The sequence below is a fragment of the Demequina subtropica genome, from assembly GCF_000971235.1.
GTDB lineage: Bacteria > Actinomycetota > Actinomycetes > Actinomycetales > Demequinaceae > Demequina > Demequina subtropica.
Genome location: NZ_BBMB01000009.1, coordinates 27,218 through 52,593, shown reverse-complemented (window position 1 = coordinate 52,593; position 25,376 = coordinate 27,218). Strand labels below are relative to the sequence as shown.

Sequence of the window (25,376 nt, the reverse complement as noted above, 5' to 3'; positions counted from 1 at the left end):
GGCCGCACGCCGCAACACGCCGGCGACACGCCGGGACCCGTGTGGCGGAGCCGCTGATCGGTGTGGCGGAGCCGCGGCGGGTCAGCCCTTGAGATCACGCCGCACGTAGCCCGCGACGCCCGCCGCGAACAGAGCCGCCGCCGCGCCGAACAGCACCACCGGCTGGTACCAGTAGAGGCCATTGTCGAGCGGGAACTCCCACGTGTAGTAGTAGTACGGCGACAGGTGCGCGATCGGGACGAGCGCATCGTTCACGGCGGCGAACGCCGTGAGCGCCCAGCCCACCACCGCGACCCCCGTGCCCACGCCCACCGCCACCTTGGGCTGCCCGGTGAGCGCGCCGCCCAGGAACGCCGCGGCCCCGAACACGGCGCCGAGGCCCCACACGAGCACGCCGGTCGCGAGGATGTGCAGGTACGAGATCCCGAGCCCGCCGACCCAGTTGCCGAGCGCGATCCCGGCCACCGTCGCGAGCGCGTTCACCGCTGCGACAGCGAGCACGGCAAGCGCGCGGCGCCACGCCACGGCGGCGCGGGACAGCGGTGAGCCGAGCAGCACGGAGATGGTCCGCGCCCGCTCCTCGCCCGCGAGCGCCGCGCCCGCGGCGATCGCGGCAACCGCGACCGCCACCGGCACCGTGATCGACAGCATCTCGCCGTGGTACCAGCCCTCGGGACGCGAGTAGTCCGCGAATCCCACCATCGCCATGATGTTGTCGGGGAAGGCGTCGGCGAACTCGCCGACGAAGTCGGAGACGAGGTTGAACATCGGGCCCATCAGAGCCGTCATGAGGAAGATGCCGCCCCCGGCGATGGTGAGGATGGCACGGCTCTCGCTGAGGGCCTTGCCCACGATGCCTCGCGTGCTCGAACGGCCCCGCAGCAGCTCGAGCATGCGCGCCAGCCGCTCGTCCTCCTGGAAGCGCGCCAGGAGCGGCACCGTCGTCGCGCCCGAGACGAGGTCGCGTCGCACGTAGGCCGCCCACCCCACCACGACCAGGGCCGCCGTGATCGCGAGGAGCACCAGCACCTGCGTCCAGTCGACGCCGTCGACCAGCGGGGAGGCTGCGTTGATGTAGTACCAGGGGAAGATCTTCGCCCAGTCCTCGCCGCCGTCGATCATGGGCAGCAGGCCCGCGCCGAAGAACGAGACCACCAGGAACGCGGTGCCGACCCCGGAGGCGAGCCGTTGGTGCCCTGTCGCGGCGCCGAGCGCGAAGGCGACCGCGCCGTAGAGCAGCGCGACCGCGGTGACGTGCACCGTGGCCGCGCCGATGTTGACGTCTGCCGCGGACTCCCCGAACGCGAGGATCGACACGAGGTAGCCGGCCCACGCGAGCACGTTCACCACCAGCGCGATCGTGAGCGCGGCGAGGCCCTTCGAGGCGAGCAGGCGCGACCGGGAGCGAGGAGCGGTGGTGAGCACGTTCATCGTGCCGTCGTTCTCCTCGCCCGCGAGCGCCGCCGCACCCATGGAGACCGCGATCCCCGCCACCACGAACGGGCCGATGAAGTTGAACATCATGCTGAGCATGAGGCCCGCGACGCCCGCGTCGCCGTTGATGCCGATGAGGTCCGTGTAGAAGGCCGGCATGTCGTCGAAGAACGACACCGAGTCGTCGCCGAGGCCCGCGTACGCCCACATGCCGAAGACCGCGACGAACCAGAGGGAGGAGGCGCCGATGAGCGCCGAGGCCGCGCGATCGCGGATCGACTTGAGGTACAGGGTGCGCAGCATCACGCACGCTCCCCGGCGGCCGCGGCGGCGGGCACGTCCTCGGCGTCACCCTCGGCCTCGCTGACCTCGTCGCGGTAGAACTCGAGGAAGATCTCGTCGAGGTCGACGCTCGCGGACGACAGCGAGAGCACGTCATGAGCGGTGGCGACCTTGAGCAACGGGGCCATCGAGCCCTCGTACTGCGCGGTCACCGTGTCGCCCTCGGCGCTCACGCTGTGCACGCCCTCGACGCCGTCGAACGCGTCGACCGCGACCGGGTGCGCGAACTCGAGCGTCACGCGGCGCAGCGCCTTGTCCTTGAGCTCGTCCATGCGCTCGACCGCGATGAGGTGCCCGCGGCGGATGAAGCCGACGCGGTCGGCGACCCGCTCGACCTCGGACAGCGTGTGGCTGGAGAGGAAGACCGTGCGCCCCTCTGCCACCTGCTCGCGCATGAGCGTGTGGAACTCGAGCTGCACCAGCGGGTCGAGGCCCGTGATCGGCTCGTCGAGGATCACCACCTCGGGGCGGTTCATGAAGGCCTGGATGAGCCCGACCTTCTGGCGGTTGCCGGACGAGAGCTCGCCCACCTTCTTGCCCAGGTCGGCGTCGAGGCGGTCGGCCAGCGCATCGACCCACGTCCAGTCGACGCCTCCGCGCAGGTTCGCGAGGAACTCGAGCGTCTCGCGCCCCGTGAGGTTCGGGTAGAGCGCGAGGTCGGAGGGCAGGAAGCCCAGGTGGCGGCGGATCTCGACGGCGTCCTTGCGCGAGTCGAGCCCGACGATGCGGCACTCGCCCTCCGAGGGCCGGATGAGGTCGAGCAGGCATCGGATGGTCGTCGACTTGCCCGCACCGTTGGGCCCGAGGAAGCCGAAGATCTCCCCGGGGCCGATCTGCAGGGACACGTCCTGCACCGCGGTGAAGTCGCCGAAGCGCTTGGTGAGACCCACGGTCTCGATGGCGGGGGTGGTGGTCATGCTGGTCCCTTCTCGAGCTCTGCCGTCATGCGCTCCATGAGCGGCGGCCATTCGCGTGCGAAGAAGTCGGCGAGGTCGCCGAGCTCCGTGACCCGTTCGGGTCTGTCCCGGGGAAGCACGCCGTCGCCGGCGCGCGCGAGGTCGCCGAGGGCGCGGATGCGCTCGAGCTCGGAGGCCATGACCGCGTACCAGGCCCCCGAACGGAGCCGGTAGCGCTGCGTGCGGTCGCCACGCACCCGCACCTGCTCGACCATCCCGAGCTGCACATGCGCGCGCAGCTGCGTCGAGACCGTGCCGGCGCTCAGCCCGAGGTCCTCGGCGATCTGGGCCTGGGTCTGCTCGGCGGGTTCGCAGATCATGAGCCACCCGAGGATCTCGGCCCACGCGCGCGCGGAGCCGAACATCGTGAAGAAGGTCGCGACCCTGTCCACGTACGCGTGCTGCGCATCGTCCATCGGCATGTTTTCAGTATTGCCTGAAACAACTGAAGGGTGCAAGCGGCGGCGCCCGCCCGAGCCGCGCCCGGCGCCTCCGGACCCGGGACCGCGGACGGGTGACGCAGGCGGGGCTCCCGTGGAACGATGGGCCACATGTCCGAGAGCCTCGACGTCAACGCCTCCACGCCCGCTCCCGCGCCGCTGGCCGACGCGCCTGCGCTCGACTCCGAGGAGACGTACCCCGTCCCCACCGTCGAGTTCGAGGAGGACGAGTCGCCGTCCGCGCTGCCGGACGAGCGCTACCTGGACCGCGAGCTGTCGTGGCTCGCCTTCAACGAGCGCGTGCTCGAGATGGCCGAGGACCCGCAGACGCCCCTGCTCGAGCGCGCGCGCTTCCTCGCGATCTTCGCCTCCAACCTCGACGAGTTCTTCATGGTGCGGGTCGCCGGGCTCAAGCGCCGCATCGCCGCCGGCTTCGCGGTGCCGTCCGCCACGGGCATGAGCGCGAGCCGCCAGATCGACGCGATCATCGAGCGCGCGCACGAGCTCATGGACCGCCACGCCGAGACGTTCGAGGACCAGGTGCGCCCCGCGCTCGCGAACGAGGGCATCCAGCTGGTGCGGCAGGAGGACCTCGGCGACGCCGAGCGCGAGCGCCTGCGCAAGCTGTTCCGCGCCGACATCTTCCCCGTGCTCACGCCGCTCGCGGTCGACCCCGCGCACCCCTTCCCGTACATCTCGGGGCTGTCGCTCAACATCGCCGTCGAGATCGTCGACCCCGAGACCGGCAAGGACTACTTCGCGCGCGTCAAGGTGCCCGAGACGCTGCCGCGGTTCCTCTCGGTCGACGCCGCGGGCCACGTGGGCCAGGTGACCGACGCGGCGTCGCTGTCCGACGAGCCGCGCAGCTTCGTCCCGCTCGAGGACGTCATCGGGGCACACCTCGACTACCTGTTCCCCGGCATGAAGGTCGCGGCGCACTACACGTTCCGCGTCACCCGCAACGAGGACGTCGAGGTCGAGGAGGACGATGCCGAGAACCTCCTCAAGGCCATGGAGAAGGAGCTGCTGCGCCGGCGCTTCGGCCCCGCGGTCCGCCTCGAGGTGGCCGACGACCTCCCGCCCAAGATCCGCGAGCTGCTGGTGCGCGAGCTCGGCATCACCGAGAACGACGTGTTCCACCTGCCCGCGCCGCTCGACCTCACGGGCCTCAACCTCATCGCGGACCTCGACCGGCCCTCGCTCCAGTTCGAGTCCTTCCGGCCCACCACGCACCACCGGTTGGCCCCCGTCGAGACCGCCGACGAGCAGAACGTCTTCGACGCGATCACGCGCGGGGACGTGCTGCTGCACCACCCCTACGACTCCTTCTCGACGTCGGTGCAGGCCTTCCTCGCGCAGGCGGCCGCTGATCCGAAGGTGCTCGCGATCAAGCAGACGCTGTACCGCACCTCGGGCGACTCGCCCATCGTCGACGCGCTCATCGAGGCAGCGCACGCGGGCAAGCAGGTGCTCGCGCTGGTCGAGATCAAGGCGCGCTTCGACGAGCGGCGCAACATCTCGTGGGCGCGCAAGCTCGAGCAGGCCGGGGTGCACGTGGTCTACGGCCTGGTCGGGCTCAAGACGCACTGCAAGCTGTCGCTCGTGGTGCGCCAGGAGGAGGACGGCCTCCAGCGCTACAGCCACATCGGCACCGGCAACTACCACCCGAAGACGGCACGCCTCTACGAGGACTACGGCCTGCTCACCAAGAACCCCGAGGTGGGGGCGGACCTCACCAAGCTCTTCAACCAGCTCTCGGGCTACGCGCCCAAGTCGCGCTTCCGCCGGCTCATCGTCGCCCCGATCGGCGTGCGCGCCGGCCTCATCGAGCGCATCGAGCGCGAGGCCAGGAACGCCGCCGAGGGCAAGGAGGCGTGGGTCAAGATCAAGGTCAACTCGATCGTCGACGAGAAGACGATCGACGCCCTCTACCGCGCCTCGAACGCGGGCGTGAAGGTCGACGTCAACGTGCGCGGCATCTGCGCGGTGCGACCCGGGGTGCCCGGCTTCTCCGAGAACATCCGGGTCCGCTCGATCCTGGGCCGGTTCCTCGAGCACTCGCGCATCTACGCCTTCGCGAACGACGGCGACCCCGAGGTGTTCATCGGCTCGGCCGACCTCATGCACCGCAACCTCGACCGCCGCATCGAGGCGCTCATCACCGTGACGGACGAGCTGCAGGTGGCGAGCCTCATCGAGAACATCGACATGGCGATGAGCAGGCAGGTTGCGGGCTGGGAGCTGCACGAGGACGGCACGTGGAGCCACACCGTCACCGACGGCGAGGGCAACCGGCTCAAGGACCTCCAGGGCACGTACATCCGCCGGCAGCCCAAGCGGAGGGCCAAGGGGAAGTGAACCACTACCCCGAGGGCACCGTCGTGGCCGCCGGTGCGCTCGTGTGGCGCATCCGGGACGGCGAGCTGCAGGTGCTCGCGGTGCACCGGCCTCGCTACAACGACTGGTCGTGGCCCAAGGGGAAGCTCGATCCCGGCGAGTCGCTGCCCGAGTGCGCGGTCCGCGAGGTGGCCGAGGAGACGGGCAAGCAGGTGGTGCTGGGCCAGCCGCTTCCAACGCTGCGCTACCCGATCGCGGCCGGCAAGCAGAAGGTGGTGAAGTACTGGGCCGCCGAGCTCATGTCCTCCGGCGCCGCCGCGGTCCGCGCGCGCCCGAGGTTCAAGGACGCGTCCAAGAACGAGATCGACCAGATGCGCTGGCTCACCGTCGAGCAGGCGCACGCCCTCATCACGTTCCCCGACGATCTCCGACCGCTCGACGCGCTGGTCGACGCCTACGCCGCAGGACGGCTCGACACCAGGCCCTTCATGCTGGTGAGGCACGCGCGCGCCAAGCGGCGCAAGGCATGGAAGCTCGCCGACGCGAAGCGGCCGCTCAGCAAGTCCGGCAAGGAGCGCGCGCAGGCGCTGGTGCCGCTCATCGCATCGTTCGGGATCTCGAAGATCGAGTCGTCGCCCGCGCGCCGCTGCGTCGACACCGTGACGCCGTACGCCGACGCGATCGGCTCGGACATCCACGTCCACGAGGCCCTCACCGAGCCCCGCCACGCGCATCGTCCGCTCGAGACGGCGACCGTGTTCGGCAAGCTCCTGCGCAAGCGCTCACCGCGGGTCGTCTGCGTCCACCGGCCCACGCTGCCGACCATCATCGAGATGCTCCGCGCGGCCGTGCGGCCGTACACGCGCGGCGCGCTGCCGCGCTCGAACCCCTACCTGCCCGCCGGCGGCGTGCTGGTCGCGCACGTCGCGGACTGGGAGTCCGGGCCCGTGGTGGTGGCGGTCGAGACGCACCTGCTGCGCGTGCACGTCTGATCTCCGCGACTCGACCCACCGGGGACACACGCGTGTCCCGGTCCGGAATGGGGAGCTGACGGTCGCTTTCTCGCCCGGGTCGCGCCCCATGGGGCGCTGAGCGTCGCTCCGGGCATGAGACGACGCCGGACCGGGAGCGCCAGTCGGCGCGAAGGCCGCTCGAAGCGGCTGGATTTGGAGCCCGGGGCTACCGCGGTCCGACGTCACCCCCACCATACGCCCGCCCGGAGGCGATGCGACGCCATCCCCAGGACTTCAAGCGTTCCGCGAACATCACGACCGCGGCCGGAGCTCGACTGCGCACGCGGATGCCCCATGGGAGCCCATCAGGCCGCAGAAACGACCGTGAACGCCCATCTCGACAGGAGGCGCGTCGGGTCAGTCCAAGCGGCCCTCGCGCCACATGGCGGCGCAGCGCTCGAGGTCCTCGCCCGTACGCAGCAGCTGGGCCGCGCGCATGGTGGTGCGGTGGGCGCGCGCATCGGCGTGGCCCTCGTCGGACTCGGCCTCGAAGGCCGCGCCGGTGGCAACCACGCGGCAGAACGCCCCGGCGCGCTCGAGCGCGACGGCGAGGTCGCCCGCGAACACCCCGGACAGGACGGCATCCGCGAGCGTGCGGACCTCGTCGGGCCCGGGCGGGTCCTCGACGCCGGCGATCGCGTGACGCACATGCGCGGCGTGGACGCCCTGGTGGTACGAGCGCGCGACCGACGTCGCGTCGTGCTTGACCCACTCGCGGATCATGTAGATCCGCCACAGCGCGCCGGGCAGGGTGTGCTCCCCCGCCTTCGACCACATCATCGCGACGGTGTCGATGCCCTCCTCGTCGACCAGGCGCACCAGCCGCTCGACCAGCTGGGGGTCCTTCGACTCGCGCGCCTGCGACACGATCGCGAGCGCAGTCTCATGCGCGATGAGGCCGCGGTCCGCGGGATCGATGTCGCCCTCGATCTGGTCCGCCAGCTCCATGTCGAGCATGGCAGGGCGGCGGTAGCGGTGCTCCACCACTAGGCGGGCTCGCCCTCGGACTGGTCGAAGGTCAGCGAGACCGAGTTGATGCAGAAGCGCTCGCCCGTGGGCGTCTGCGGGGCATCGGGGAACACGTGGCCCAGGTGCGAGTCGCACGCGGCGCAGCGCACCTCGGTGCGGACCATGCCGTGCGAGAGGTCCTCGTGCAGCGTGACGGCGCCCTCTTCGGCATCGTAGAAGCTGGGCCACCCGCAGTGCGAGTCGAACTTGGTGCCCGAGGGGAACAGCTGCGCCCCGCAGGCGCGGCAACGGAAGACGCCGTCGCGCTTCTCGTCGATCAGCTCGCCGGTCCACGGGCGCTCGGTGGCGGCCTCGCGCAGCACCTGGAACTCGACATCGGTCAGCTGGGCACGCCACTCGGCGTCGGTCTTCACGATCTTGTTGGGGCTCATGGTGGGCTCCTTCCCCGGCAAGCCTACGCGCGCGGTGCGCTCCCGAATCGCGCGCCGAGCCCGTCTCTTGGGGCCTGTACAGATCAAGACGCGAGGCGCCCGACCTCCGAGGGGGGGAGGAGGTCGGACGCCACGCGTTCTCACCTGGGTGTCCCATGCGACTCACGCCGTGGTGGGTACACCCATACAGACGACCAACTGCCGATATTTGTTCCCGTCCCTCCTCAACTTGTGGCACGGTCCCCGCAGACGCGGATTATCGACATGCTGTGAGCGCACATATCCGCAGACCCTTCCCATCCCGAGGAAGGCGCGTAGATTCGGGACGAGGGCCGCCGGGACGGACCGGCGGACGCGAACCGTTGGAGGGTGCCATGCCTGTCTCGATCGGACTTCCCATCGTCTCCTCGTGCTCCGTGGAGACGTGCGGCTACAACCACGACGGCTGCCACGCCGGCGCGATCTCGGTCGGAGCCCACGCCGCGTGCAACACGTTCGTCGACTCGTCCCACAAGGGCGGCGCGGACGCCACCGCGGCCGTGGGAGCGTGCTCGCTCGAGGAGTGCCAGCACAACGACAACCTCATGTGCACCGCGGACTCGATCGCGGTGGGCGGCAGCACCGACGTCGCCGACTGCCTCACCTTCGCGGCGCGCGTGTAGCCGCACCGCGCATCGTCCACCGCGACCCCGGCCCCGTGCCGGGGTCGCGGTGCGTCCGGACCTGTCCGGGACATCCGCCCGGCACCGCGGCGTGCCACACTCGCTCGGGTGAGCACTCGCGAGCGGACCTTCCTGCGCATCGGCCCCCAGCAGTGGGCCGACACGTGGGCGGGCATCCGCGCCGTCGCGCCGCTGATGCCGGGCGCGGTGCTGTTCGGTCTCGCGTTCGGGGCGCTCGTGCGGGTCGCGGGGATCAACGCCTGGGTGGGCAACTACGCCTCGGTCACGGTGGTGGCCGGCGCGAGCCAGATCGCGATGGTCGAGCAGCTGCGCGCGGGCGCCCCGGCCGCGATCGCTGTGCTGACGGCGCTGGTGATCAACGCCCGGCTCGCCCTCTACTCCGCGGCCCTCGCGCCGGTGTTCTCCGCGTTCCCGCGCCGGTGGCGGCTGGGCCTCGCGCACGTGATGACGGACCAGTCCGCGGTGGTGTCGCTCCAGCACGCCGAGCGCTGGCCCGACCCGGTGCGCCGCCGGTGGTTCATCTGGGGCGCCTCGGGCCCGTTCGTGGCCGTGTGGGCGATGGGCACCGCCGCAGGGATCGCGCTCGGCCCCGTCATCCCGGACTCGTGGCAGATCGGGTTCATCGTGCCGCTCATGTTCCTCGCGGTGCTGGTGCCCGGCCTGCGGGACTCCCCCGCGCTGGTGGCCGTCGCCGTCTCCGTGGCGGTCGTGCTGCTGGGTCGCGACCTGCCCTACGGGCTCAACGTGCTCGGCGGGGCGCTCGCCGGGATCACGGCGGGCGCGATGGTCCCCCGCCGCGCGCGCACGGACGATGCGGCGGCGGAGCCCGCGGCCCGGCCCGCCCTCGAGGACGAGCAGGGGGCGTCGTGACGGCGTTCCTGGTGTTCACCGCCGCGGCCGTGGGCACGTACCTGATCCGCCTGTCGGGCGTCGCGCTGCTGGGCGGCGACCGTGAGCTGCCGCCGGGCGTGACGCGTGCGCTCGCCCTGGTGGGCCCGGCCGCGATGGCGGCGATCGTGGCCAACGCGCTCCTGCTCGACGGGACCGAATGGCGCGGCTTCGGGGCCTGGCACCTCGCCGCGGTGGTCGCAACGGGCGTCGCGCTCTGGAAGCGGTCCATGGGCGTGACCGTCGCGGCGGGCGTGGTCGCGTTCGGGGCGCTCCTGCTCGCGGGGCTCTAGCTCACGGCTCCGGATGGAGCGCCGCGTCCGGCTCGCCGACGCGCACCCCCGTGAAGGTCACCACGAGCCCCGCACGGGTGGGGGCGCAGCAGAAGGGCCCCGCCAGGACGGTCGCGTCAGGGTCGAGCGGAGCGACGCGGACCAGCCGCCACGGCTCGCCCTCGACGCGGGCGCGCACCGTCACCGCGTCACCGGACCGGGAGGCCCGCACGGTGACCTCGCGGCCCGCCCATTCCGGGACCGGGGCCACCGACCAGTCGGAGCGACCGTGCGTCACCACGGCGCCCACCTGCGCCACCCCGTCAGAGACCTCGACCCCGGCCTTGATCCAGGTCTCCGCGTCGACACGGAGCATGACGCCCGCCTGATCGAACTGCGCGTCGTAGTCCAGCACCCACGACACCTCGATCGCGGCCTCGGCGCCGAACGGCGCCACCAGGGCGTGGGCGTCGTCGTGGATGAACCCGTAGCTGGTGGTCCGCCACGCGTCGGAGCCCTCCCGCGCCTCCACCGTCAGCGCCGCGCCCTCGAGGCGTACGGCGACCGGTGCCGAGGTCCATGCCCCGGTCTCGAGCAGGTCAGCGAGCTCCATGGCGCCAGCGTAGGGCGGGCCGCGTCCGCGTCAGGCCGCCCGGCCGCGCCCCACGCGCGCGACGGCATCGCCAGCGCCGCACGCGGCGGCGTGGGCGACCGGATCCTCGAGCTGCGCGAGCCCGCCCGCGATGAGGCGCGCGACCACGTCCTGCGCGATCCGCTCGGCCAGCGGCGGCTCCGCGCCCATGCCCTGCGCGGCTCGCCTTGCGGCGGCGCGCATGCTCTCCAGAAGCTCCACGTCGATCATGCGCGTGAGATTAGCGCCGGGGTCTGACAACGACCCCGGCACCCTCGGTTCACGATGCGAAACGCAGGTTCTGCCAGGTCCACTGGAACATCTTCGGGTACCACCAGAAGGAGTAGATCCCGAAGGTGATCACGGTGAGGAAGAGCCACCAGATCCACTTGCCGAAGAGCTCGGCGGCGCTGCCCACGAACACGAGCTGGCGTCCATCGATGGTCGAGGACTTGGCCTTGTAGCGCTCGAGCAGGACCACCGCGTAGGGGGTGAGGATGCCGAATGTGAACACGATGATGAGGATGGCCAGCAGGTACGTTCCGACGAAGGCGCCGACGCGCGGCGTGAACACGAAGGAGCCGGGGCCCATGCCGAAGGGCGAGGCGGGTGCGCCGGGAGCGCCCGCGTAGGGCGCGCCACCGTACGGGGCGCCGGCGTACTGCTCGCCGGCGTACGGGGCGACGGGAGCCGCTGCATACGGGTCCGCGGCAGGCGCACCGGCGTACGGCTCGCCGTACGGTGCGGCGGCGTACGTGCCGTCCGGGTAGTGGCCGGGCTGCTGTGTCGTCATGGTCTCTCCTCAGCTCACGCGGGGACACCTGCCCCACGGCGGGGTACATCGTGGCAGGCCGCACCGACACCGCATGCCAGGCGCGGCGCGCGCGACCTAGGCTTGACCCCACGGCGATGCGAGGAGGACGGGATGCCCGAGCACCTGGTCGCCGCGAGCACCCTCGCTGATAGCGTCGCCGGATGATCCGCGACTCGGGACCGCCGCCCGCGCACCCCGCCATCTCGCCCGGGCTCGCGCGCGCGCTCGTGGACCGGCAGCTGCCGGGGCTCGCGCATCTCGAGATCGGCGAGCGCTTCGACGGCTGGGACATGGTGGTCTACCGGCTGGGCGAGGACCTGAGCCTGCGCCTGCCGCGCGTCGAGCAGGCGGTCGGGTCGCTCGCGCGCGAGACCCACCTGCTCGGCACCGTGGGGGCCACGTGGGACTTCCCGCACCCGCGCATCGTCGAGAGCGGCGTGGGACAGGACGGGTACCCGTGGCCGTGGGCCCTGGTCTCGTGGCTGCCCGGGCGGGCGGCCGATGCGACGCCGCTCGACGCATCGTCCGGCGCGGCGCTCGGGCGGGCCTTCGCGCAGGTGCATTCCCCCGCGGGCCCGGACGCGTGGTTCAACCCGGAGCAGTCGATCACCCTGTGCGAGCGCGCCGAGAACCTCGAGTGGGCGCTGCGGCGGCTCGCGAGCGCGGAGGGTCCCGGCGGTGAGCGGCTCGATCTGGGCGCCGTGGGCGATGTGTGGGACGAGGCCCTCGACGCCCCGGCGCCGCGCGACGTCGTGTGGTCGCACGCGGACCCGCACGGCTCGAACCTGCTGGGCGTCGACGGCGCCTTCGCGGGGATCATCGACTGGGGCAAGATGGCCGGCTGCGAGCGCGCCGTCGACCTGTCCTTCCTCTACACGGCGATGCCCGCCGCGGGTGTGGACGATGCGGTGGCGGCCTACCTCGACGCGACCGGGTGCGACGACCCGGGGCTCGAGGCGCGCATGCGCGGCATCGCGGTCGCCAAGTGCGCGTCCTGGGCCGTGCTGGATCGTCCGCTGAACGTCATGATGGCCTGGAGGGGTTTCTCCGAGCTGGGCGTGCTCGCCGCGTAGCCAGGCACGCTCACGTACGCTGGCGCGTTGACACCCCGACCGGACCAGGAGGAACGATGCTGACGCTGCGCTATGAGGAGGCCACGATGGCCCTCCCGATCGCGCTCATCGGCGGGGTGCTGGTGCTGGTCGCGTGGGGGCTCGGCGCGATCTTCGGGCATGGCCGGCGCACCGCGCTGTGGGCCGCGCTGCTCACGTGCCTCGCGGTGATCGGGTGGATCACCATCGGCCTCACGCTCGTGACGCACGATCCAGGGACCGGCGGCGTCAACCTCGACCCCGGTCAGGAGATCCGCCGCGCGCTCAACACGGGCGCGCGCGAGCCGTGGCTCAACCTGGTGGGCAACATCGTGCTCTTCATCCCGTTCGGCACGGTGGTGGCGCTCATGACGCGGCGCGGCATCGCGATGCGCGTGGTGACCGCGACGTTCCTGGGCGCGGCGCTGTCCGCCGCGATCGAGTCGACGCAGTACCTGCTGGGCCGCGTGGCCGATGTCGACGACATCATCCTCAACACCTCGGGCGCGTTCCTGGGCGCGCTGGCCGCCGGCGTGGTGCTCGCACTGGGGGGATCCGATGCGGGACGCAGACGCGACGCTGACTAACATGGGCGGCGGGCCTCTAGCTCAGTCGGTAGAGCAGCGGACTTTTAATCCGTAGGTCGTGGGTTCGAGCCCCACGGGGCCCACTCAGGAGGCCGGCGAGCGCGGCGTCATGTACCACTCGACGAACCTCGCGGCCCGGCCGTCCGGCGCGAACCACACCTCCCACAGGTTCGTATAGGTCTCGTGCCCCGGGTAGTCGACCGTGCCCTTGATAATCCCCAGCGACCCGTCCTCGATGAGGACCGCGAGGTCGGGCACGGGCACCCCCGGCTCGGGCTCCATCCACGCCTCGATGATCGCGTCGATGCCGCGCACCGGCTCCTCGTCGTTGGGGCGGTACCAGTACTCCGCGTCGTCGGTGAAGATCGCGCGGACATCCTCCGCTGCCTTGGTCTCCCACGCCTTGAGGTAGCCGTCCAGCCAGTCGCTCGCTCGGGTCATGCCTCGTTTCTACGCGCCCGCGCGACGATGCGCCACCACCGGCGGCTCCCGGCCACCGCATCGTCCCGCTAGCGGCGGGGACGCCGCGCACCTTAGGCTCCGGAACGCGAGCACAGACCACAGGGGGCAGCACGTGTACGAGACCCGATCTCTCACCGGTTCGGCGGATGCGCTCGCCGCGCACCTCGACAGCGCCATCCTCCGGGGAAGCACCTCGGCGTCGGTCGAGCACCAGGACGAGCTCAGCATCGGCGACGCGCGCATGCTCCTGCGCACCTACGAGCGCTACAGCATGACCGGCTCGAACCGCCTGACGCTGTCCGTGAGCATCCTCGCCGTCGGCGACCGCATGGAGGTCGCGCTCACCACCTCGGGGAGACGGCCTTCATGGAGAAGGGGCTCGCCGCGGTCGAGGACTTCGCGAGGCGCGCCGCGCGAACATAGGTGATCTCCCCGATCCGCGAGGCGCCGCGACGCGATGGACTCGGAGGGCACGATCACCCGGACGTGCACCTCACGAAAGGCACCGCCATGGCGCTCTACATGGATGTCCACCACCTCGACGGCCCGGTCGGGATCGACGATGTCGCGAAGGCCCACGCCGCCGACCTCGAGAAGCAGGACGGGCACGGGGTCCACTACCTCCGCTACTGGGTCGACGAGTCGGCCGGCAAGATCTTCTGCCTGGTCGACGCCCCGGATGCGGAGGCCGCGAACACCGTCCACCGCGAGGCGCACGGCCTGGTCGCCGACGAGATCCACCTGGTGGTGGAGGGGCTCTGAGCGGTTGACTGGGCAGATGCTCGTCGAACGCGACGCCCAGCTGAGCGGTCTGCGCGCGTCGTTGGACGATGCGCTGGCCGGCAGCGGCGTCCTCGCCTTCGTCTCGGGCGAGGCGGGCGCGGGGAAGTCGACGCTCATGCGCGCGTTCGCCGAGCAGTCCGCCCCGCGCTGCCGCGTACGGCTCGGCGGCGCCGACAACGTCACCACCGCCGATGCGCTCGCCGCCTTCCACGAGGCGGTGCCGGAGATCAGGCCGCGGCTCGAGTCTGAGGGGGACCGCGTCTCGCTCTTCACGGCGCTGCGCGCGGCGCTGGGATCCGAGCCGTCGCTCGTGATCCTCGAGGACCTCCATTGGGCCGACGAGGCGACGCTCGACGCGCTCCGCTACCTCGCGCGCCGGCTCGACGGCATCCCCGTGATGATCGCCGCGACCTACCGGCCCGACGACGTCTCCGCGCAGCACCCGCTCACCGAGCTGCTCGGGGACCTGGCGACGGCACCTCGCACCATGCGTGTCGAGGTGCCGTCGCTGACCCTCGCCGGCGTCGCGACGCTGGTCGCCGGCACCGACGCAGCGCTCGACCCCGTCGCGCTGCACCTGCGCACCGGCGGCAACGCCTTCTTCGTGAGCGAGCTGCTCGCGGCGGGGAGCATGGCCCTTCCCGCGAGCGTGAGCGATGCGGTCCTCGCGAGGTTCGCACGTCTTCCTGCGGCGGCCCAGGATGCGGCGTGCGCCGCGGCCACGCTCGGCTCGGCGGCGGATGCCGGCCTCATCGCGGCGGTCGCGGGGCGCGGCGTCGACGCCGTCGACCTGTGCCTCGACGACGGCGTGCTGGTCGCAGGCGCGGACGGCGTCGGCTTCCGCCACGAGCTCGCGCGCCAGGCCGTCGAGCAGGGCATGTCGGCGCTGCGGGCCCGCCAGCTGCATCGGCGCGCGCTGCGCGAGGTCGAGGCACGCACCCCCGAGGATCACCGCCGCATCGCGCACCACGCGGCACGATGCGGGGAGCAGGAGAGCGTGGTGCGCCACGCGACCGCGGCGGGCCGGCGGGCCGCGCAGCTGGGCGCGCATCGGGAGGCGGCCGCGCAGTTCCGCTCGGCGCTCCAGCAGGGGGTCGCGGGCGTCGACCGGGCGGCGCTCTTCGTCGAGCTGTCCTACCAGTGCTACCTCACCGACCAGCTGCGCGAGGCCATCACCGCGCGCCAGCACGCGCTCGAGCTGCACTCCCTCCACGGGGACGACGCGGCGGTGGGCGAGGACGAGCGCTGGCTGTCGCGACTGTCCTGGTTCCTGGGCCGCGGAGCCGACGCGGAGCGCTACGCGACGCGAGCGATCGCCTCGCTCGAGCCGCACGGCGAGACCCCCGCGCTCGCGATGGCGCTCAGCAACCTCGCGCAGCTGCGCATGCTCGCGATGGACGACGCCGAGGTGACGCGGTGGGGCGGGCGCGCGCTCGCGCTCGCCACGCGCCTGGGCGAGACGGAGATCCAGGCGCATGCGCTCAACAACCTAGGCGCCTCGGCAGTCATGTCCGGCCGCGTCGAGGAGGGCACCGCACGACTGCACCAGAGCCTGGACGTCGCGCTCGCGGGCGGGCTCGAGGAGCACGTGGCGCGGGCCTACACGAACCTGGGCGCGGTCGCGGTCGAGCAGCGCCGCTACGGACCGGGCATGCGCGAGCTCGAGGCCGGCATCCGCTACTGCGAGGAGCGCGACCTCGACTCGTGGACGCGGTACATGCAGGCGTGGCGGTGCGTGGCCCTCGGCGACCTCGGGCGGTTCGAGGAGTCGCTCGCCGTCGCGCGCATCGTCCTCGGGGCCTCGGGCGTCGCGCCCGTGTCCGCGATCCCTGCGGCCGCCGCGGCGGGCCGCGTCGCCGCGAGGCGTGGGGACGACCCGGTGGCATACCTGTCGATGGCCTCCGATCTCGCATCGGGCACGGGCGAGCTCCAGCGCATCGCTCCGGCGAGCTGCGCCGCCGCGGAGGACGCCTGGCTGCGGGGCGCCGCCTCGGAGGTCGAGGACCTCACACGGTCCGCGTGGGACCTGGCGCTCGACCATCGCGATCCGTGGGCGCTGGGCGAGCTGGCGTGGTGGCGGCTGCTCGGCGGGATCGAGTCCGAGCCCGGGATCGACGTGCCCGAGCCGTTCGCGCGCATGCTCGCGGCCGACTGGGGCGGCGCCGCAAGGACGTGGACAGAGATCGGGAGCCCCGTGTGGGCCGCCTACGCCGCGGCGCTCGACCCCGATCCCGCGGCCGCGGACCGTGCCGTGCGCGCGCTCGACGAGCTCGGTGCCCCTCTCGCGGTCGAGGCCGTGCTGCGCACCCGACGCCAGCGCGACCTCCCGCTGCCGCGTCGGCCTCGGGGCGCCGCACGCACCAACACGGCTCAGCTCACGGCGCGCGAGCTCGAGGTGCTGCGGCTCCTCGGGCAAGGGCTCTCGACGCCCGACATCGCGCGCGACCTGGTGCTGTCGCCGCGCACGGTCGAGCATCACGTCTCCGCGGTGCTGCGCAAGCTGGGCGAGCCGACGCGTGCCCGCGCGGTCGCGGCCGCGCAGCGCCTCGGGGCGCTCGAGGAGGCGTGAATCGGCTCAGCAGCCGTCGAGCGTGAGGCCGGTGACCCCTCGCAGAGCCTCGACCAGCGCCTCCTGCATCGCCGCCGCGTCCGCATCGCCCTCCGGATGCCTGACGACCACCAGGAAGGCATCGCCCACGGCGCACTGCACCGCGCTGCCGTCGCCGTGCTCGTCAGGCATCTTGCGCTCAGGCCACAGGGTGGCGCTGTAGTACGACTCCGGCGTGGTCTCGGGATCCGTGGTCCACGTCACGTAGGTCTCGGTCGTCAGGTAGACCAGTGCGGGGGCGTACGCGCCCGCGGTGGTGACCCCGCCGTCGAGCAGCGTCCATCCGCCCGCGAGCGGGGTCAGGCCCGCCGGATGCGCGAACGCGTCGAGCACCGCCTCCACCTGGTCCGACGGGCTCGACGGGACATCCGCGTCCAGTCCGAACGTCTCGGCGCCCTCCGGGATGGCCATCACGTCCACGATGACCCCGGTCGCGGTGTCGATGGTGATGAGCTTGTCCACCGGCCAGGAAGGGTCAGGGAAGGGGACGAGGAAGTCCGGGCCCAGGTCGCGGTAGGCGTCGATATCGTCGCTCTCGATCCGGTAGTCCAGCTGAAGCATGGTGCCGTCGCTCGTGTTGATCACCACCGTGTTCGGATGCGCGAGCACGCGCGCGGGCCAGTCCTCGCACGGCGCGTCCGGCATGCCGTTCCACTCGTGCTCGATCCCGCCGATGTTGCCGATGGGCTTGCCGGAGATCTCGACGAGCTCGTCGCATACGTCGGTCGCGGCGTCGGCGCTGGTCGATGCGGACGGCGCCGGGGTGCCGGCCGGCGCCGGAGCGAGCGTCTCGGGCGAGGGCCACAGGATCGCCCCGACGGCCAACACCCCCACCACGGCCAACCCGGTCGCGCCGGCCACGACCGCGCGGACGCGGCGATGGCGCTCGACGCGCGCCGCGACGGCGACCTGCCGGGCGACGAGAGCATCGTCCTCGAGCAGCGCTCCCGCGAGCGCGCGAAGGTCGTGCAGGGAGTCGCTCGTGCTGCCGGTCATCGTGATCCTCCCTCACGTGCGTGGACCGCCACGGTCTCGGTGTCCTCCAGGTCGACCTCGGGGAGGACGGCGCGGAGCTTGACGATGCCGTCGTGCAGGTAACGCTTGACGGTGCCGGGAGCCAGTCCCAGCGTGTGCGCAACCTCGCTCAGCGGGAGCTCGTCGAGGTGACGGAGCACGATGCAGGCACGCTCCCGCGGCGACAGCGTCAGGAGCGCAGCGTGCAGGTCGAGCGCCTGGTCCACACGCGCGCCATGGTCGGGAGCGACCATCCGCAGATCGCGGCCCCTCGACGCGTCGGCGTCCGCGCCGACCGTGCGCGGGCGAGCCGCCGCGCGCCGCCCGCCATCGATGTAGGCCGTGGCGATCGCCCGCTTGACGTAGGAGTGCGCGGCCTCGACGCTGCGCAGCGCCCGGCCCGTGCGGAACGTGCGCACCAGCGCATCCTGCAGGAGGTCCTCGGCCTGCTCGCGGTTGCCCGTCAGGACGTACGCGTAGCCGAACAGCGCCCGCCCCCGCTCGCGCATCAGCACGTCGAGGGTCTCCCGCCAGCCGCTCATATGCCCCCCTTGGTGCTCATGCCAGCGAAGACGCACGCGCATCGCGATCGGTTGGGGGGCGCGCATCGTCCTCGGCCAGGATGCCCCCATGATGCCCGTGCGGAGCCCGGTGAGACCCTCGTCACGGACCGTTGACACCCCTTCTACCCGCCGATACGTTCCGACACATGCGCATCGAACGTCTCACCACGCCCCAGCGGATCTCGGCCATCGCCATCGTCGTCGTCGCCCTGTCCGCGTTCCTTCCGTGGGTCTCGATCTTCGGGATCAGCGCCATCGGCATCGAGGGCGACGGCCTCATCACGCTCGTGTTCGCGATCGGCGGAGGCATCACGTTCGCCGTCACGACTGGCCTGTTCGGCGCCGAGCGCACCCCCGGTCGCGCGTCGCAGATCGCGCTCCTGGTGCTCGCGATCCTCACCGCGCTCATCGGCCTGGTCGACATGAACGGCGCGGCGACCATCGGCCTGTACCTCACGCTGTTCGGCGGCATCGCCTGGGTGGTGGGCGCCGCATGGCAGCTCACGCTCAAGCCCGTGACGGCCGAGGCCTCCGCCGAGGGCATCGACCCGCTCGGCTGATCCCCGGCTCGGTCGCAAGCTCGTACGCCGAGCGCGGGAGCCGCATCGTCACCCGCCCTGGGGGTCCTTGACCAGGTACCTCACCAGGAGCGCCCCCTGCGGGAAGCGCCGATGCTCGACCAGCTCGAGGTCCAGCCTCAGCCCATCCGGCAGCATGCGCGTGCCGCCGCCGACCACGACCGGCGCGATCGCGAGCTGGAGCTCGTCGACCAGTCCGGCGCGCAGCGCGTGCGAGGCCAGCTCGGCGCCGGCGATGCTCATGTCGGTCGGCGATGCCGCCTTGAGCGCGGCGACCTCCGCGGGATCGAAGGTCCGCTCGACGCGGGTGCGCGGGTAGCCGGGATCCTCGAGCGTGGTCGAGTAGACGATCTTCTGGGCGGCGCACCACGCCTCGGCGTAGTCGCGCATGGCGCGCGGCTGGCCCGGGTCCTCGCGCATGTCCTCCCAGACGCGCATCGTCTCGTAGATACGGCGACCGTAGAGGAGGGTCGGCGCGTCCCATGCGAGACGCATGAAGTGGTCGTGGAGCTCCTCGTCCGGCATGGACCAGTCGAACGCGCCGGCGGCGTCGTTGATGTACCCGTCGAGCGAGCAGTTGAACGCGTAGATCAGGCGACCCATCGCATTTTCCTCCCTCCCCCTGGGTCAAGGTAACCCGCGCATCGTCCGTGCGCAGGGCCTGGCTAGGGTGGACGGCATGACCCTTCCCACCCTGACGCTCAACGACGGCTTCACCATCCCGGCGCTCGGCTTCGGCACCTACCCCCTGGTCGGGGACGAGGGCCGGATCGCCGTCCGCTCGGCGCTCAAGACCGGCTACCGCCTGCTCGACTCGGCCGTGAACTACGAGAACGAGGGCGTGGTCGGGCTCGCCGCCCGCGAGTACCTCGCGAAGGGCAAGACCTCGCGCGGCGACGTCACCGTGCAGACCAAGCTGCCCGGACGCCATCACGCATTCGACCGCGCGATCGCGTCCGGCTACGAGTCGCTCGCGCGGCTCGGGCTCGACCGCATCGACGTCATGCTCATCCACTGGCCGAACCCGTCCGCGGGCCTGTACAAGGAGGCGTGGCGCGCGCTCATCGAGCTGCGGGAGCGCGGGGTGGTGCGGTCGATCGGCGTGAGCAACTTCAACGAGCGCCTGCTCGACGAGGTCATCGCCGACTCGGGGGTCGTGCCCGCGATCAACCAGGTCGAGCTGCACCCCTACTTCCCCCAGACCTCCCTGGTCGCGAAGCACGCCGAGCTGGGGATCGTCACCCAGGCGTGGAGCCCGCTGGGCAAGCGCAACGCGCCCTACGCCGAGCCCGTGGTGGTGGCGGCCGCGTCGCGCCTCGGGGTCACGCCGGCCCAGGTGATCCTGCGGTGGCACCTCGAGCGCGGCTCGCTCCCGCTGCCCAAGTCCGCGACCCCGTCGCGTCAGGCCGAGAACCTCGCCGTCGACTCGTTCACCCTCCTTCCCGAGGAGGTCGAGGCGATCACGGCGCTCGGCCGCCCCGACGGGCGACTCTTCGACGGCGACCCCGAGACGCACGAGGAGATGTAGACGGGACGATGCGCGCTCGGGCTCCGCTCAGACGCGCGCGTCCTGCTCGGCCTCCATCTGCGCGTTGAACTCGCGCTTGCTGGACTGCCAGCCGTCCTCGTTCATCCCGGTGCGCCAGTAGCCCGAGATCGACACGTTCTCGCGGGGAATGCTCAACATGGTGAACAAATGGCGGCGCAGAGGCTTGACCATGTCCGCGTTGCCGTGGACGAAGGCCTCGAGCCTGCCGTCGGGCAGCACGGCCTCGATCACGGCGCGCGTGAGGGCCTCCCCGTACCGGTCGCCGGGGCCGCGATGGATCCAGGTGACGGTGGTGCCGGCGGTGGTCGGCAACACCTGCTGCTCCCCCGCGCCGGCGACCTCGAGGTAGACGTCCGCCCGCGCATCGTCCCTCGTGGCCTTGAGGCGGTCGAGCGCGGCCGCGATCGCAGGCAGGGCCGACTCGTCACCGACGAGGAGGTGGGCGTCCGCGTCCGGGCTCGGCGCCCAACCGCCGCCCGGGCCCGCGAAGGTGACGGTGTCGCCCGGCTGCGCAGCGGCGGCCCACGGGCCGGCGAGGCCTTCGTCGCCGTGGATCACGAAGTCGATCGCCAACTCGCGGGCCTCGCGGTCGAACGAGCGGATCGTGTACGTGCGCGTGACGTCGCCGAACCTCAGCTTCACGTAGTGGTCCGTCAGGGTGAGCTCGGGCAGCTCGTCGAGGTCCGGACCCGTGAGGATCACGCGGACCATGCCGGGGGTGAGGCGCTCCGTGCGCACGACCGCGAGGGTGCGGAGCGGCCGGTTCGGGCGGCCGTCGGGGTTGCTGGGGCGCGGCTGACCTTCGGGGCGGGGCATGGTGGGAGCGTATGCGATCCGCGGGAAGGGGCCGGAGCCGGGCCTGCCGGCTTACCTCCGATGCGATGTCCACAGCCCGGAATCCGGTGCCGTTTTTCCACATCTACCAGGGTGGATGTCGGGGCTTGAGTGTCAGACCCCTCGTGTTGACTGGTGTCATGACCTTCCCGGTAGAGGTGATCGACGCGGCGCGTGAGGCGCTCGCGCCGTTCGAGGACCGCGACCTGGGGGCGCTGTCGGAAGCCGAGCTCGCGGCCGTGCTGGAGATGACGGCGCGGTTCGCACGCCTGGCCGCCCTGCCGCATGCTGCGGTGGCTGCCGAGGTCGCCCGCCGGTCCGACAGCGCGAAGGGTGGGGGCATGGCGCGCAAGCACGGGCACCGGAACGCGCACCAGATGGTCGCGCAAGGTCAGGGCGGCACGGGTGGTCAGGCCCGGGACGCGATCGAGGCCGGCACGCTTCTCACCGCCGACGGTGAGGGCGGGGCGGGGCGAGGGTCCGCGCCGGTGGCGGCCGCGGTGCTCGCCGGCGAGCTGTCGACGGCGCAGGCCCGCCTGATCGTGGAGACCCTGGACCAGTGCGCCGGCGCCGGCGATGCGCTGGCCAACAAGCTCGTGGCGGCCGCGCGGAGGCTGTCGCTGGCCGACTTGCGCAAGACCTGCACGGACGTGGTCGCCCGCTGGGACGTGGACCGCTGGCAGGAGCGTCAGGACCGTCAACGCCGTGAGCGCTTCCTCAACGTCACCGAAGCCAGCGACGGGATGGTGAACCTCACCGGCCGGCTCGATGCCGCGTCGGGTGCGGTGGTGAAGACCTGGCTGGATGCACAGGTCTCGGCGGGGTTCGCCAAGCGCCGCGACGAAGGTCTCGGTCCCGCCGATGCGGGCGAGGCCGGACGGATGCGCGTCGACGCGCTCGTGGACCTCGCCCGTCACGGGATGCGGTGCACCGCGCCCGGCTCCGGGGTATCCACGACTGTCGTGGTGCGCATCGACGAGGAGGCGCTGCGCACCGGCGTCGGGCTCGGCTCCTGCGACGCGATCGGCGTGCCCCTCAGCCCCGGCGACGTCCGCCGCCTCGCCGTGGACATGCAGATCCTGCCCGTCGTCCTCGGCACCGGCTCCCAAGCCCTGGACGTGGGCTATGCGAAACGGTTCTTCGCCCCCGCCCAGAGGATCGCGCTCGCCGAACGTGACGGCGGGTGTGCGTTCTGCCACGCCCCCGTGTCCTGGTGCGACGCCCACCACATCCGCCACTGGTCCCACGGCGGCCGCTCCGACCTGTCCAACGGCGTGCTGCTATGCACCCGCTGTCACCACCGCATCCACGACGACGGCTGGCAAGTCCACGCCACCGCCACCGACGTCTGGTTCACCCCACCCGCCACCATCGACCCTGCTCGCGCCCCCAGACCCGGCGGCAAAGCCGCACTCCACCTCGACCTCCCCCAACACGCACCCCACTGACCACCACGCCCCGACGGCGCCCACCCCCACGGCGGGCGCCACACAGGCACGCCCGCGGCACGACGGCGGGCGCGCCAGCAGAGCGGAGGAACCGGGATGGAGAGGTCCCAGCAGAAGCTGGCCGAAGAAGCCGGATCCGAACCCGGAAGGGGGACCCGCGTCCTGCATCGTCCCAGCACAGGCCGTCGATAGGATGGAAGAACCGACGAAGCAGTCCCCCTTCTCCACAGAGGAAAACGATGCGCGCCACCTACGAGAGGGCCGAGCAGATCGTCTCGCGCCTGACAACTGACGAGAAGATCCGACTGGTGTCCGGCAAGGACGCCTGGACCACCGAGGCCCTCGACGAGCACGGGGTGCCGTCGATCATGCTGACGGACGGGCCCCACGGGGTGCGCAAGCAGACTGCGAGCACCGACCACCTGGGCATCAACGAGTCCGTGCCGGCCACCTGCTTCCCGCCCGCCGTGACCCTCGGTTCGACCTGGGACCCGGCGCTCGTCGAGGAGGTCGGTAGCGCTCTCGGCCGCGAGTCCCGCGCCAACGACGTGGCAGTGCTCCTGGGCCCCGGCCTCAACATCAAGCGCCACCCCGCCGGCGGGCGCAACTTCGAGTACTTCTCCGAGGACCCGTTCGTCTCCGGGAAGCTCGCGGCCGCCCTGGTGCGCGGCATCCAGTCCGAGGGCGTCGGCGCATGCCTCAAGCACTACGCGGCGAACAACCAGGAGTTCTTCCGCATGTCGTGCGACTCGGTGGTCGACGACCGCACGCTCAACGAGCTGTACCTCACCGGGTTCGAGATCGCCGTCAAGGAGTCGAGCCCGTGGACCGTGATGTGCTCGTACAACAAGATCAACGGCGAGCACGCCGACATCAACCGTGAGCTCCTCACCGACAAGCTGCGCGACGACTGGGGCTTCGACGGCCTGGTGATGTCGGACTGGTTCGCGGTGTCCGACCGCGCGCTCGGGATCTGCGCGGGGCTCGACCTCGAGATGCCCGGAAGCGGCGGCGCCTGGGACGCCCAGGTCAAGGAGGCCCACGCGAAGGGCCTGCTCACCACTGCCGAGCTCGACCTCGCCGTCACGCGCGTGATCGACCTGGCGCTCCGCGCGAGCGAGGCCGAAGGCACCTCGGAGTTCGACCGCGACGCCCACCACGAGCTGGCCCGCCGCGCGGCGACCGCCGGAACAGTGCTCCTCACGAACGACGGGATCCTCCCGCTCGAGCGCACCGGCAGCATCGCCGTCATCGGCGCCTTCGCGAAGAAGCCGCGCTACCAGGGTGCGGGGTCCTCGCTCGTGAACCCGACCCAGGTGGACACGTTCCTCTCCGCGCTGCGCACCGCGGTCGGCGACGCCGCCGAGGTCCACTACGCACCGGGCTACGACGCCACCACCGGAGAGACCGAGGAGGTCCTGCTCGACGAGGTCCGCGAAGCCGCACGCAAGGCCGATGTGGTCGTCGTGCTCGCGGGGCTGCCCCAGTCGTACGAGTCCGAGGGCTTCGACCGCCCCCACCTCCGCCTTCCCGACGGCCACACCGCGGTGATCGCAGCCGCGCTCGACGCCAACGACCGCACCGTCGTCGCCCTCCAGAACGGCTCGCCGGTCGAGCTGCCCTGGGCCGACCGTCCCGCCGCGCTCGTCGAGGCCTACCTGGGCGGCCAGGCCTCCGGCTCTGCGCTCGCCGACGTGCTCCTCGGCGACGCGGCGCCCGGCGGCCGCCTGGCCGAGTCCTTCCCCATCTCCGCCGCCGACCTCCCCGCGGACCGGGACTTCGCGCGCCACCCCAAGCAGGTCGAGTACCGCGAGGGCCTGTTCGTCGGCTACCGGTACCACGACACGGCGGGTATCCCGGCGCGCTTCCCGTTCGGCCACGGCCTCACCTACACGGCCTTCGACTACTCGGGCCTCAGCGTCCGCAAGTCCGGCGAGGGCTACACGGTCACGGTCACCGTCACCAACGTCGGGCCGCGCGCCGGCTCGGAGGTGGTGCAGGTCTACGTGCGCGACCCCGAATGCGCGGCCTACCGCCCCGCGAAGGAGCTCAAGGGCTTCGCGAAGGTGCACCTCGAGCCCGGAGGCTCGGAGAAGGTGACCCTCAAGCTAGATCGCCGCGCCTTCTCCGTCTGGGACGTCCGCTCCCAGGAATGGCGCGTCGAGCCCGGTGCCTTCGAGGTCCTGGTCGGCGCCTCGTCGACCGACATCCGCGCGCGCCGCACGATCAAGGTCGAGTTCGGCGAGGCCGTCTCGCCCGCGCATGGCCCCACCGTCTTCGTCGCGAACGACAACGAGTTCCGGCTCATGCTCGGCCGCGAGATCCCGGAGGCGAAGGGCCCCCTCCCCTACCACCGCGACTCGACCGTCGCCGACCTCAAGGAGACCGCCACCGGCCGCGTGGTCGCGGGCATGATGCTCCAGCAGGCGAAGAAGGCGTTTGACATGTCGGAGGCCGATGCGACCACCATGGCGATGTTCGACGCCGCCACCCGCGAGGCCCCGCTGCGTATGGTCGCGATGGGAAGCGGCGGCAAGCTCACGCTTGCCGGTCTCGACCGGCTGATCCGAGGGCTCAACGTGACCTCGTCGAAGGCGTGGCGCGCGCGCAGCTGACCCTCGAGCCGCCGACGTGCGCACGCGCGAGGGC

At 71.9% G+C, this 25,376-nt stretch carries 27 protein-coding genes and 1 tRNA gene; 15 read left to right on the top strand and 13 right to left on the bottom strand.

What is annotated here, in order from left to right:
- Window positions 1-81: 81 nt before the first annotated feature.
- From AOM06_RS08980 to AOM06_RS08970, 3 genes are read right to left on the bottom strand one after another with little or no spacing between them, the layout of a single operon-like run.
- Window positions 82-1,737: a DUF2705 family protein gene (locus tag AOM06_RS08980; protein ID WP_156163656.1), complete on the bottom strand. Its 1,656-nt coding sequence runs from the start codon at window positions 1,735-1,737 to the stop codon at window positions 82-84.
- Entirely contained in the window at window positions 1,737-2,693 is a 957-nt protein-coding gene (locus tag AOM06_RS08975; protein WP_082105450.1) for an ABC transporter ATP-binding protein, read from the bottom strand. Before AOM06_RS08975 ends, AOM06_RS08980 begins: the two co-directional genes overlap by 1 nt.
- The gene (locus AOM06_RS08970) at window positions 2,690-3,154 is read right to left on the bottom strand and encodes a GbsR/MarR family transcriptional regulator (RefSeq protein WP_156163655.1); all 465 of its coding nucleotides are present in this window, start codon (window positions 3,152-3,154) and stop codon (window positions 2,690-2,692) included. The genes AOM06_RS08975 and AOM06_RS08970 overlap by 4 nt, the downstream gene beginning before the upstream one ends.
- A gap of 129 nt (window positions 3,155-3,283) precedes the next feature.
- Here AOM06_RS08970 and AOM06_RS08965 point away from each other — a divergent pair, with 129 nt between their 5' ends.
- Both AOM06_RS08965 and AOM06_RS08960 read left to right on the top strand, forming a co-directional pair.
- Window positions 3,284-5,530, top strand: coding sequence for an RNA degradosome polyphosphate kinase (locus AOM06_RS08965; protein ID WP_062304832.1), 2,247 nt, complete (start codon window positions 3,284-3,286; stop codon window positions 5,528-5,530).
- On the top strand, window positions 5,527-6,501 hold the full coding sequence (locus AOM06_RS08960) for an NUDIX hydrolase (protein ID WP_062304829.1): 975 nt from the start codon (window positions 5,527-5,529) through the stop codon (window positions 6,499-6,501). The genes AOM06_RS08965 and AOM06_RS08960 overlap by 4 nt, the downstream gene beginning before the upstream one ends.
- A 378-nt stretch (window positions 6,502-6,879) precedes the next feature.
- Here the strand turns inward: AOM06_RS08960 and AOM06_RS08955 are convergent, their stop codons facing one another.
- The gene (locus AOM06_RS08955; protein ID WP_369401406.1) at window positions 6,880-7,470 is read right to left on the bottom strand and encodes a hypothetical protein; all 591 of its coding nucleotides are present in this window, start codon (window positions 7,468-7,470) and stop codon (window positions 6,880-6,882) included.
- 38 nt (window positions 7,471-7,508) lie between these two features.
- Window positions 7,509-7,922: a peptide-methionine (R)-S-oxide reductase MsrB gene (gene msrB / locus AOM06_RS08950; RefSeq protein ID WP_062304826.1), complete on the bottom strand. Its 414-nt coding sequence runs from the start codon at window positions 7,920-7,922 to the stop codon at window positions 7,509-7,511.
- 374 nt (window positions 7,923-8,296) lie between these two features.
- Between msrB and AOM06_RS08945 the strand changes: the two genes are divergently transcribed.
- From AOM06_RS08945 to AOM06_RS14765, 3 genes are all read left to right on the top strand, one after another.
- On the top strand, window positions 8,297-8,584 hold the full coding sequence (locus AOM06_RS08945; RefSeq protein WP_062304822.1) for a DUF1540 domain-containing protein: 288 nt from the start codon (window positions 8,297-8,299) through the stop codon (window positions 8,582-8,584).
- A 108-nt stretch (window positions 8,585-8,692) separates the two neighbouring features.
- Window positions 8,693-9,475, top strand: a complete 783-nt coding sequence (locus AOM06_RS08940; RefSeq protein ID WP_062304820.1) for an AzlC family ABC transporter permease — start codon at window positions 8,693-8,695, stop codon at window positions 9,473-9,475.
- Window positions 9,472-9,786, top strand: a complete 315-nt coding sequence (locus AOM06_RS14765) for an AzlD domain-containing protein (RefSeq protein WP_062304817.1) — start codon at window positions 9,472-9,474, stop codon at window positions 9,784-9,786. Before AOM06_RS08940 ends, AOM06_RS14765 begins: the two co-directional genes overlap by 4 nt.
- Before the next feature lies 1 nt (window position 9,787).
- Here the strand turns inward: AOM06_RS14765 and AOM06_RS08930 are convergent, their stop codons facing one another.
- From AOM06_RS08930 to AOM06_RS15085, 3 genes are read right to left on the bottom strand one after another with little or no spacing between them, the layout of a single operon-like run.
- Window positions 9,788-10,378 (bottom strand): DUF1349 domain-containing protein, encoded by a 591-nt coding sequence (locus tag AOM06_RS08930; RefSeq protein ID WP_082105449.1) that lies wholly within the window; start codon window positions 10,376-10,378, stop codon window positions 9,788-9,790.
- Window positions 10,379-10,408: 30 nt separating this feature from the next.
- The gene (locus tag AOM06_RS08925) at window positions 10,409-10,627 is read right to left on the bottom strand and encodes a hypothetical protein (RefSeq protein ID WP_062304814.1); all 219 of its coding nucleotides are present in this window, start codon (window positions 10,625-10,627) and stop codon (window positions 10,409-10,411) included.
- Window positions 10,628-10,676: 49 nt separating this feature from the next.
- Window positions 10,677-11,189, bottom strand: a complete 513-nt coding sequence (locus AOM06_RS15085) for a DUF898 domain-containing protein (protein WP_228372906.1) — start codon at window positions 11,187-11,189, stop codon at window positions 10,677-10,679.
- 182 nt (window positions 11,190-11,371) lie between these two features.
- On the opposite strand from AOM06_RS15085, the gene AOM06_RS08915 reads away from it, so the two are divergent.
- The 3 genes from AOM06_RS08915 (at window position 11,372) to AOM06_RS08905 (ending at window position 12,971) form a co-directional block, all read left to right on the top strand.
- A complete protein-coding gene (locus AOM06_RS08915; RefSeq protein WP_062304810.1) occupies window positions 11,372-12,283 on the top strand; it encodes a phosphotransferase in 912 nt (303 codons plus the stop codon).
- 56 nt (window positions 12,284-12,339) lie between these two features.
- The gene (locus AOM06_RS08910) at window positions 12,340-12,888 is read left to right on the top strand and encodes a VanZ family protein (protein WP_062304807.1); all 549 of its coding nucleotides are present in this window, start codon (window positions 12,340-12,342) and stop codon (window positions 12,886-12,888) included.
- Between the two features lie 10 nt (window positions 12,889-12,898).
- Window positions 12,899-12,971: transfer RNA gene (locus tag AOM06_RS08905), tRNA-Lys, on the top strand.
- Window position 12,972: 1 nt separating this feature from the next.
- Here AOM06_RS08905 and AOM06_RS08900 read toward each other — a convergent pair.
- Complete coding sequence (locus tag AOM06_RS08900; protein ID WP_062304803.1) at window positions 12,973-13,329, bottom strand: nuclear transport factor 2 family protein; 357 nt, start codon at window positions 13,327-13,329, stop codon at window positions 12,973-12,975.
- A gap of 133 nt (window positions 13,330-13,462) precedes the next feature.
- On the opposite strand from AOM06_RS08900, the gene AOM06_RS08895 reads away from it, so the two are divergent.
- The 3 genes from AOM06_RS08895 (at window position 13,463) to AOM06_RS08885 (ending at window position 16,702) form a co-directional block, all read left to right on the top strand.
- Window positions 13,463-13,777 carry a DUF6054 family protein gene (locus AOM06_RS08895; RefSeq protein ID WP_062304800.1) on the top strand — a complete coding sequence of 105 codons (315 nt, stop codon included), beginning with the start codon at window positions 13,463-13,465 and terminating at the stop codon, window positions 13,775-13,777.
- Window positions 13,778-13,860: 83 nt separating this feature from the next.
- The gene (locus tag AOM06_RS08890) at window positions 13,861-14,112 is read left to right on the top strand and encodes a DUF4242 domain-containing protein (RefSeq protein ID WP_062305014.1); all 252 of its coding nucleotides are present in this window, start codon (window positions 13,861-13,863) and stop codon (window positions 14,110-14,112) included.
- Window positions 14,113-14,128: 16 nt separating this feature from the next.
- Complete coding sequence (locus AOM06_RS08885) at window positions 14,129-16,702, top strand: ATP-binding protein (RefSeq protein ID WP_062304796.1); 2,574 nt, start codon at window positions 14,129-14,131, stop codon at window positions 16,700-16,702.
- Window positions 16,703-16,708: 6 nt separating this feature from the next.
- On the opposite strand, the gene AOM06_RS08880 is transcribed toward AOM06_RS08885, so the two are convergent.
- Both AOM06_RS08880 and AOM06_RS08875 read right to left on the bottom strand, forming a co-directional pair.
- Entirely contained in the window at window positions 16,709-17,737 is a 1,029-nt protein-coding gene (locus AOM06_RS08880) for a hypothetical protein (RefSeq protein ID WP_062304792.1), read from the bottom strand.
- The gene (locus AOM06_RS08875; protein ID WP_062304790.1) at window positions 17,734-18,297 is read right to left on the bottom strand and encodes an RNA polymerase sigma factor; all 564 of its coding nucleotides are present in this window, start codon (window positions 18,295-18,297) and stop codon (window positions 17,734-17,736) included. The genes AOM06_RS08880 and AOM06_RS08875 overlap by 4 nt, the downstream gene beginning before the upstream one ends.
- A 167-nt stretch (window positions 18,298-18,464) precedes the next feature.
- On the opposite strand from AOM06_RS08875, the gene AOM06_RS08870 reads away from it, so the two are divergent.
- On the top strand, window positions 18,465-18,878 hold the full coding sequence (locus AOM06_RS08870; RefSeq protein ID WP_062304787.1) for a hypothetical protein: 414 nt from the start codon (window positions 18,465-18,467) through the stop codon (window positions 18,876-18,878).
- A 48-nt stretch (window positions 18,879-18,926) separates the two neighbouring features.
- Here AOM06_RS08870 and AOM06_RS08865 read toward each other — a convergent pair whose 3' ends face one another.
- Window positions 18,927-19,499 (bottom strand): dihydrofolate reductase family protein, encoded by a 573-nt coding sequence (locus tag AOM06_RS08865; protein ID WP_062304784.1) that lies wholly within the window; start codon window positions 19,497-19,499, stop codon window positions 18,927-18,929.
- Between the two features lie 76 nt (window positions 19,500-19,575).
- On the opposite strand from AOM06_RS08865, the gene AOM06_RS08860 reads away from it, so the two are divergent.
- The gene (locus AOM06_RS08860) at window positions 19,576-20,424 is read left to right on the top strand and encodes an aldo/keto reductase (protein WP_062304781.1); all 849 of its coding nucleotides are present in this window, start codon (window positions 19,576-19,578) and stop codon (window positions 20,422-20,424) included.
- Between the two features lie 27 nt (window positions 20,425-20,451).
- Here AOM06_RS08860 and AOM06_RS08855 read toward each other — a convergent pair whose 3' ends face one another.
- Window positions 20,452-21,261, bottom strand: coding sequence for a siderophore-interacting protein (locus tag AOM06_RS08855; protein WP_082105446.1), 810 nt, complete (start codon window positions 21,259-21,261; stop codon window positions 20,452-20,454).
- Between the two features lie 65 nt (window positions 21,262-21,326).
- Between AOM06_RS08855 and AOM06_RS08850 the strand changes: the two genes are divergently transcribed.
- The gene (locus tag AOM06_RS08850; RefSeq protein ID WP_228372905.1) at window positions 21,327-22,727 is read left to right on the top strand and encodes an HNH endonuclease signature motif containing protein; all 1,401 of its coding nucleotides are present in this window, start codon (window positions 21,327-21,329) and stop codon (window positions 22,725-22,727) included.
- Between the two features lie 239 nt (window positions 22,728-22,966).
- Window positions 22,967-25,342 (top strand): glycoside hydrolase family 3 C-terminal domain-containing protein, encoded by a 2,376-nt coding sequence (locus AOM06_RS08845; protein WP_062304775.1) that lies wholly within the window; start codon window positions 22,967-22,969, stop codon window positions 25,340-25,342.
- Window positions 25,343-25,376: the final 34 nt, after the last annotated feature.

Bases quoted from the DNA above. Each gene is read 5' to 3' on its own strand.
- AOM06_RS08975 (WP_082105450.1), bottom strand. From the start codon at position 2,693: ATGACCACCACCCCCGCCATCGAGACCGTGGGTCTCACCAAGCGCTTC.
- AOM06_RS08880 (WP_062304792.1), bottom strand. From the start codon at position 17,737: ATGACCGGCAGCACGAGCGACTCCCTGCACGACCTTCGCGCGCTCGCG.
- AOM06_RS08855 (WP_082105446.1), bottom strand. From the start codon at position 21,261: ATGCCCCGCCCCGAAGGTCAGCCGCGCCCCAGCAACCCCGACGGCCGC.
- AOM06_RS08885 (WP_062304796.1), top strand. From the start codon at position 14,129: ATGCTCGTCGAACGCGACGCCCAGCTGAGCGGTCTGCGCGCGTCGTTG.
- AOM06_RS08900 (WP_062304803.1), bottom strand. From the start codon at position 13,329: ATGACCCGAGCGAGCGACTGGCTGGACGGCTACCTCAAGGCGTGGGAG.
- AOM06_RS08865 (WP_062304784.1), bottom strand. From the start codon at position 19,499: ATGGGTCGCCTGATCTACGCGTTCAACTGCTCGCTCGACGGGTACATC.
- AOM06_RS08925 (WP_062304814.1), bottom strand. From the start codon at position 10,627: ATGATCGACGTGGAGCTTCTGGAGAGCATGCGCGCCGCCGCAAGGCGA.
- AOM06_RS08915 (WP_062304810.1), top strand. From the start codon at position 11,372: ATGATCCGCGACTCGGGACCGCCGCCCGCGCACCCCGCCATCTCGCCC.
- AOM06_RS08875 (WP_062304790.1), bottom strand. From the start codon at position 18,297: ATGAGCGGCTGGCGGGAGACCCTCGACGTGCTGATGCGCGAGCGGGGG.
- AOM06_RS08870 (WP_062304787.1), top strand. From the start codon at position 18,465: ATGCGCATCGAACGTCTCACCACGCCCCAGCGGATCTCGGCCATCGCC.
- AOM06_RS08860 (WP_062304781.1), top strand. From the start codon at position 19,576: ATGACCCTTCCCACCCTGACGCTCAACGACGGCTTCACCATCCCGGCG.
- AOM06_RS08890 (WP_062305014.1), top strand. From the start codon at position 13,861: ATGGCGCTCTACATGGATGTCCACCACCTCGACGGCCCGGTCGGGATC.
- msrB (WP_062304826.1), bottom strand. From the start codon at position 7,922: ATGAGCCCCAACAAGATCGTGAAGACCGACGCCGAGTGGCGTGCCCAG.
- AOM06_RS08930 (WP_082105449.1), bottom strand. From the start codon at position 10,378: ATGGAGCTCGCTGACCTGCTCGAGACCGGGGCATGGACCTCGGCACCG.
- AOM06_RS08910 (WP_062304807.1), top strand. From the start codon at position 12,340: ATGCTGACGCTGCGCTATGAGGAGGCCACGATGGCCCTCCCGATCGCG.
- AOM06_RS08980 (WP_156163656.1), bottom strand. From the start codon at position 1,737: ATGCTGCGCACCCTGTACCTCAAGTCGATCCGCGATCGCGCGGCCTCG.
- AOM06_RS08845 (WP_062304775.1), top strand. From the start codon at position 22,967: ATGCGCGCCACCTACGAGAGGGCCGAGCAGATCGTCTCGCGCCTGACA.
- AOM06_RS08850 (WP_228372905.1), top strand. From the start codon at position 21,327: ATGTCCACAGCCCGGAATCCGGTGCCGTTTTTCCACATCTACCAGGGT.
- AOM06_RS15085 (WP_228372906.1), bottom strand. From the start codon at position 11,189: ATGACGACACAGCAGCCCGGCCACTACCCGGACGGCACGTACGCCGCC.
- AOM06_RS08970 (WP_156163655.1), bottom strand. From the start codon at position 3,154: ATGCCGATGGACGATGCGCAGCACGCGTACGTGGACAGGGTCGCGACC.
- AOM06_RS08945 (WP_062304822.1), top strand. From the start codon at position 8,297: ATGCCTGTCTCGATCGGACTTCCCATCGTCTCCTCGTGCTCCGTGGAG.
- AOM06_RS08965 (WP_062304832.1), top strand. From the start codon at position 3,284: ATGTCCGAGAGCCTCGACGTCAACGCCTCCACGCCCGCTCCCGCGCCG.
- AOM06_RS08955 (WP_369401406.1), bottom strand. From the start codon at position 7,470: ATGGAGCTGGCGGACCAGATCGAGGGCGACATCGATCCCGCGGACCGC.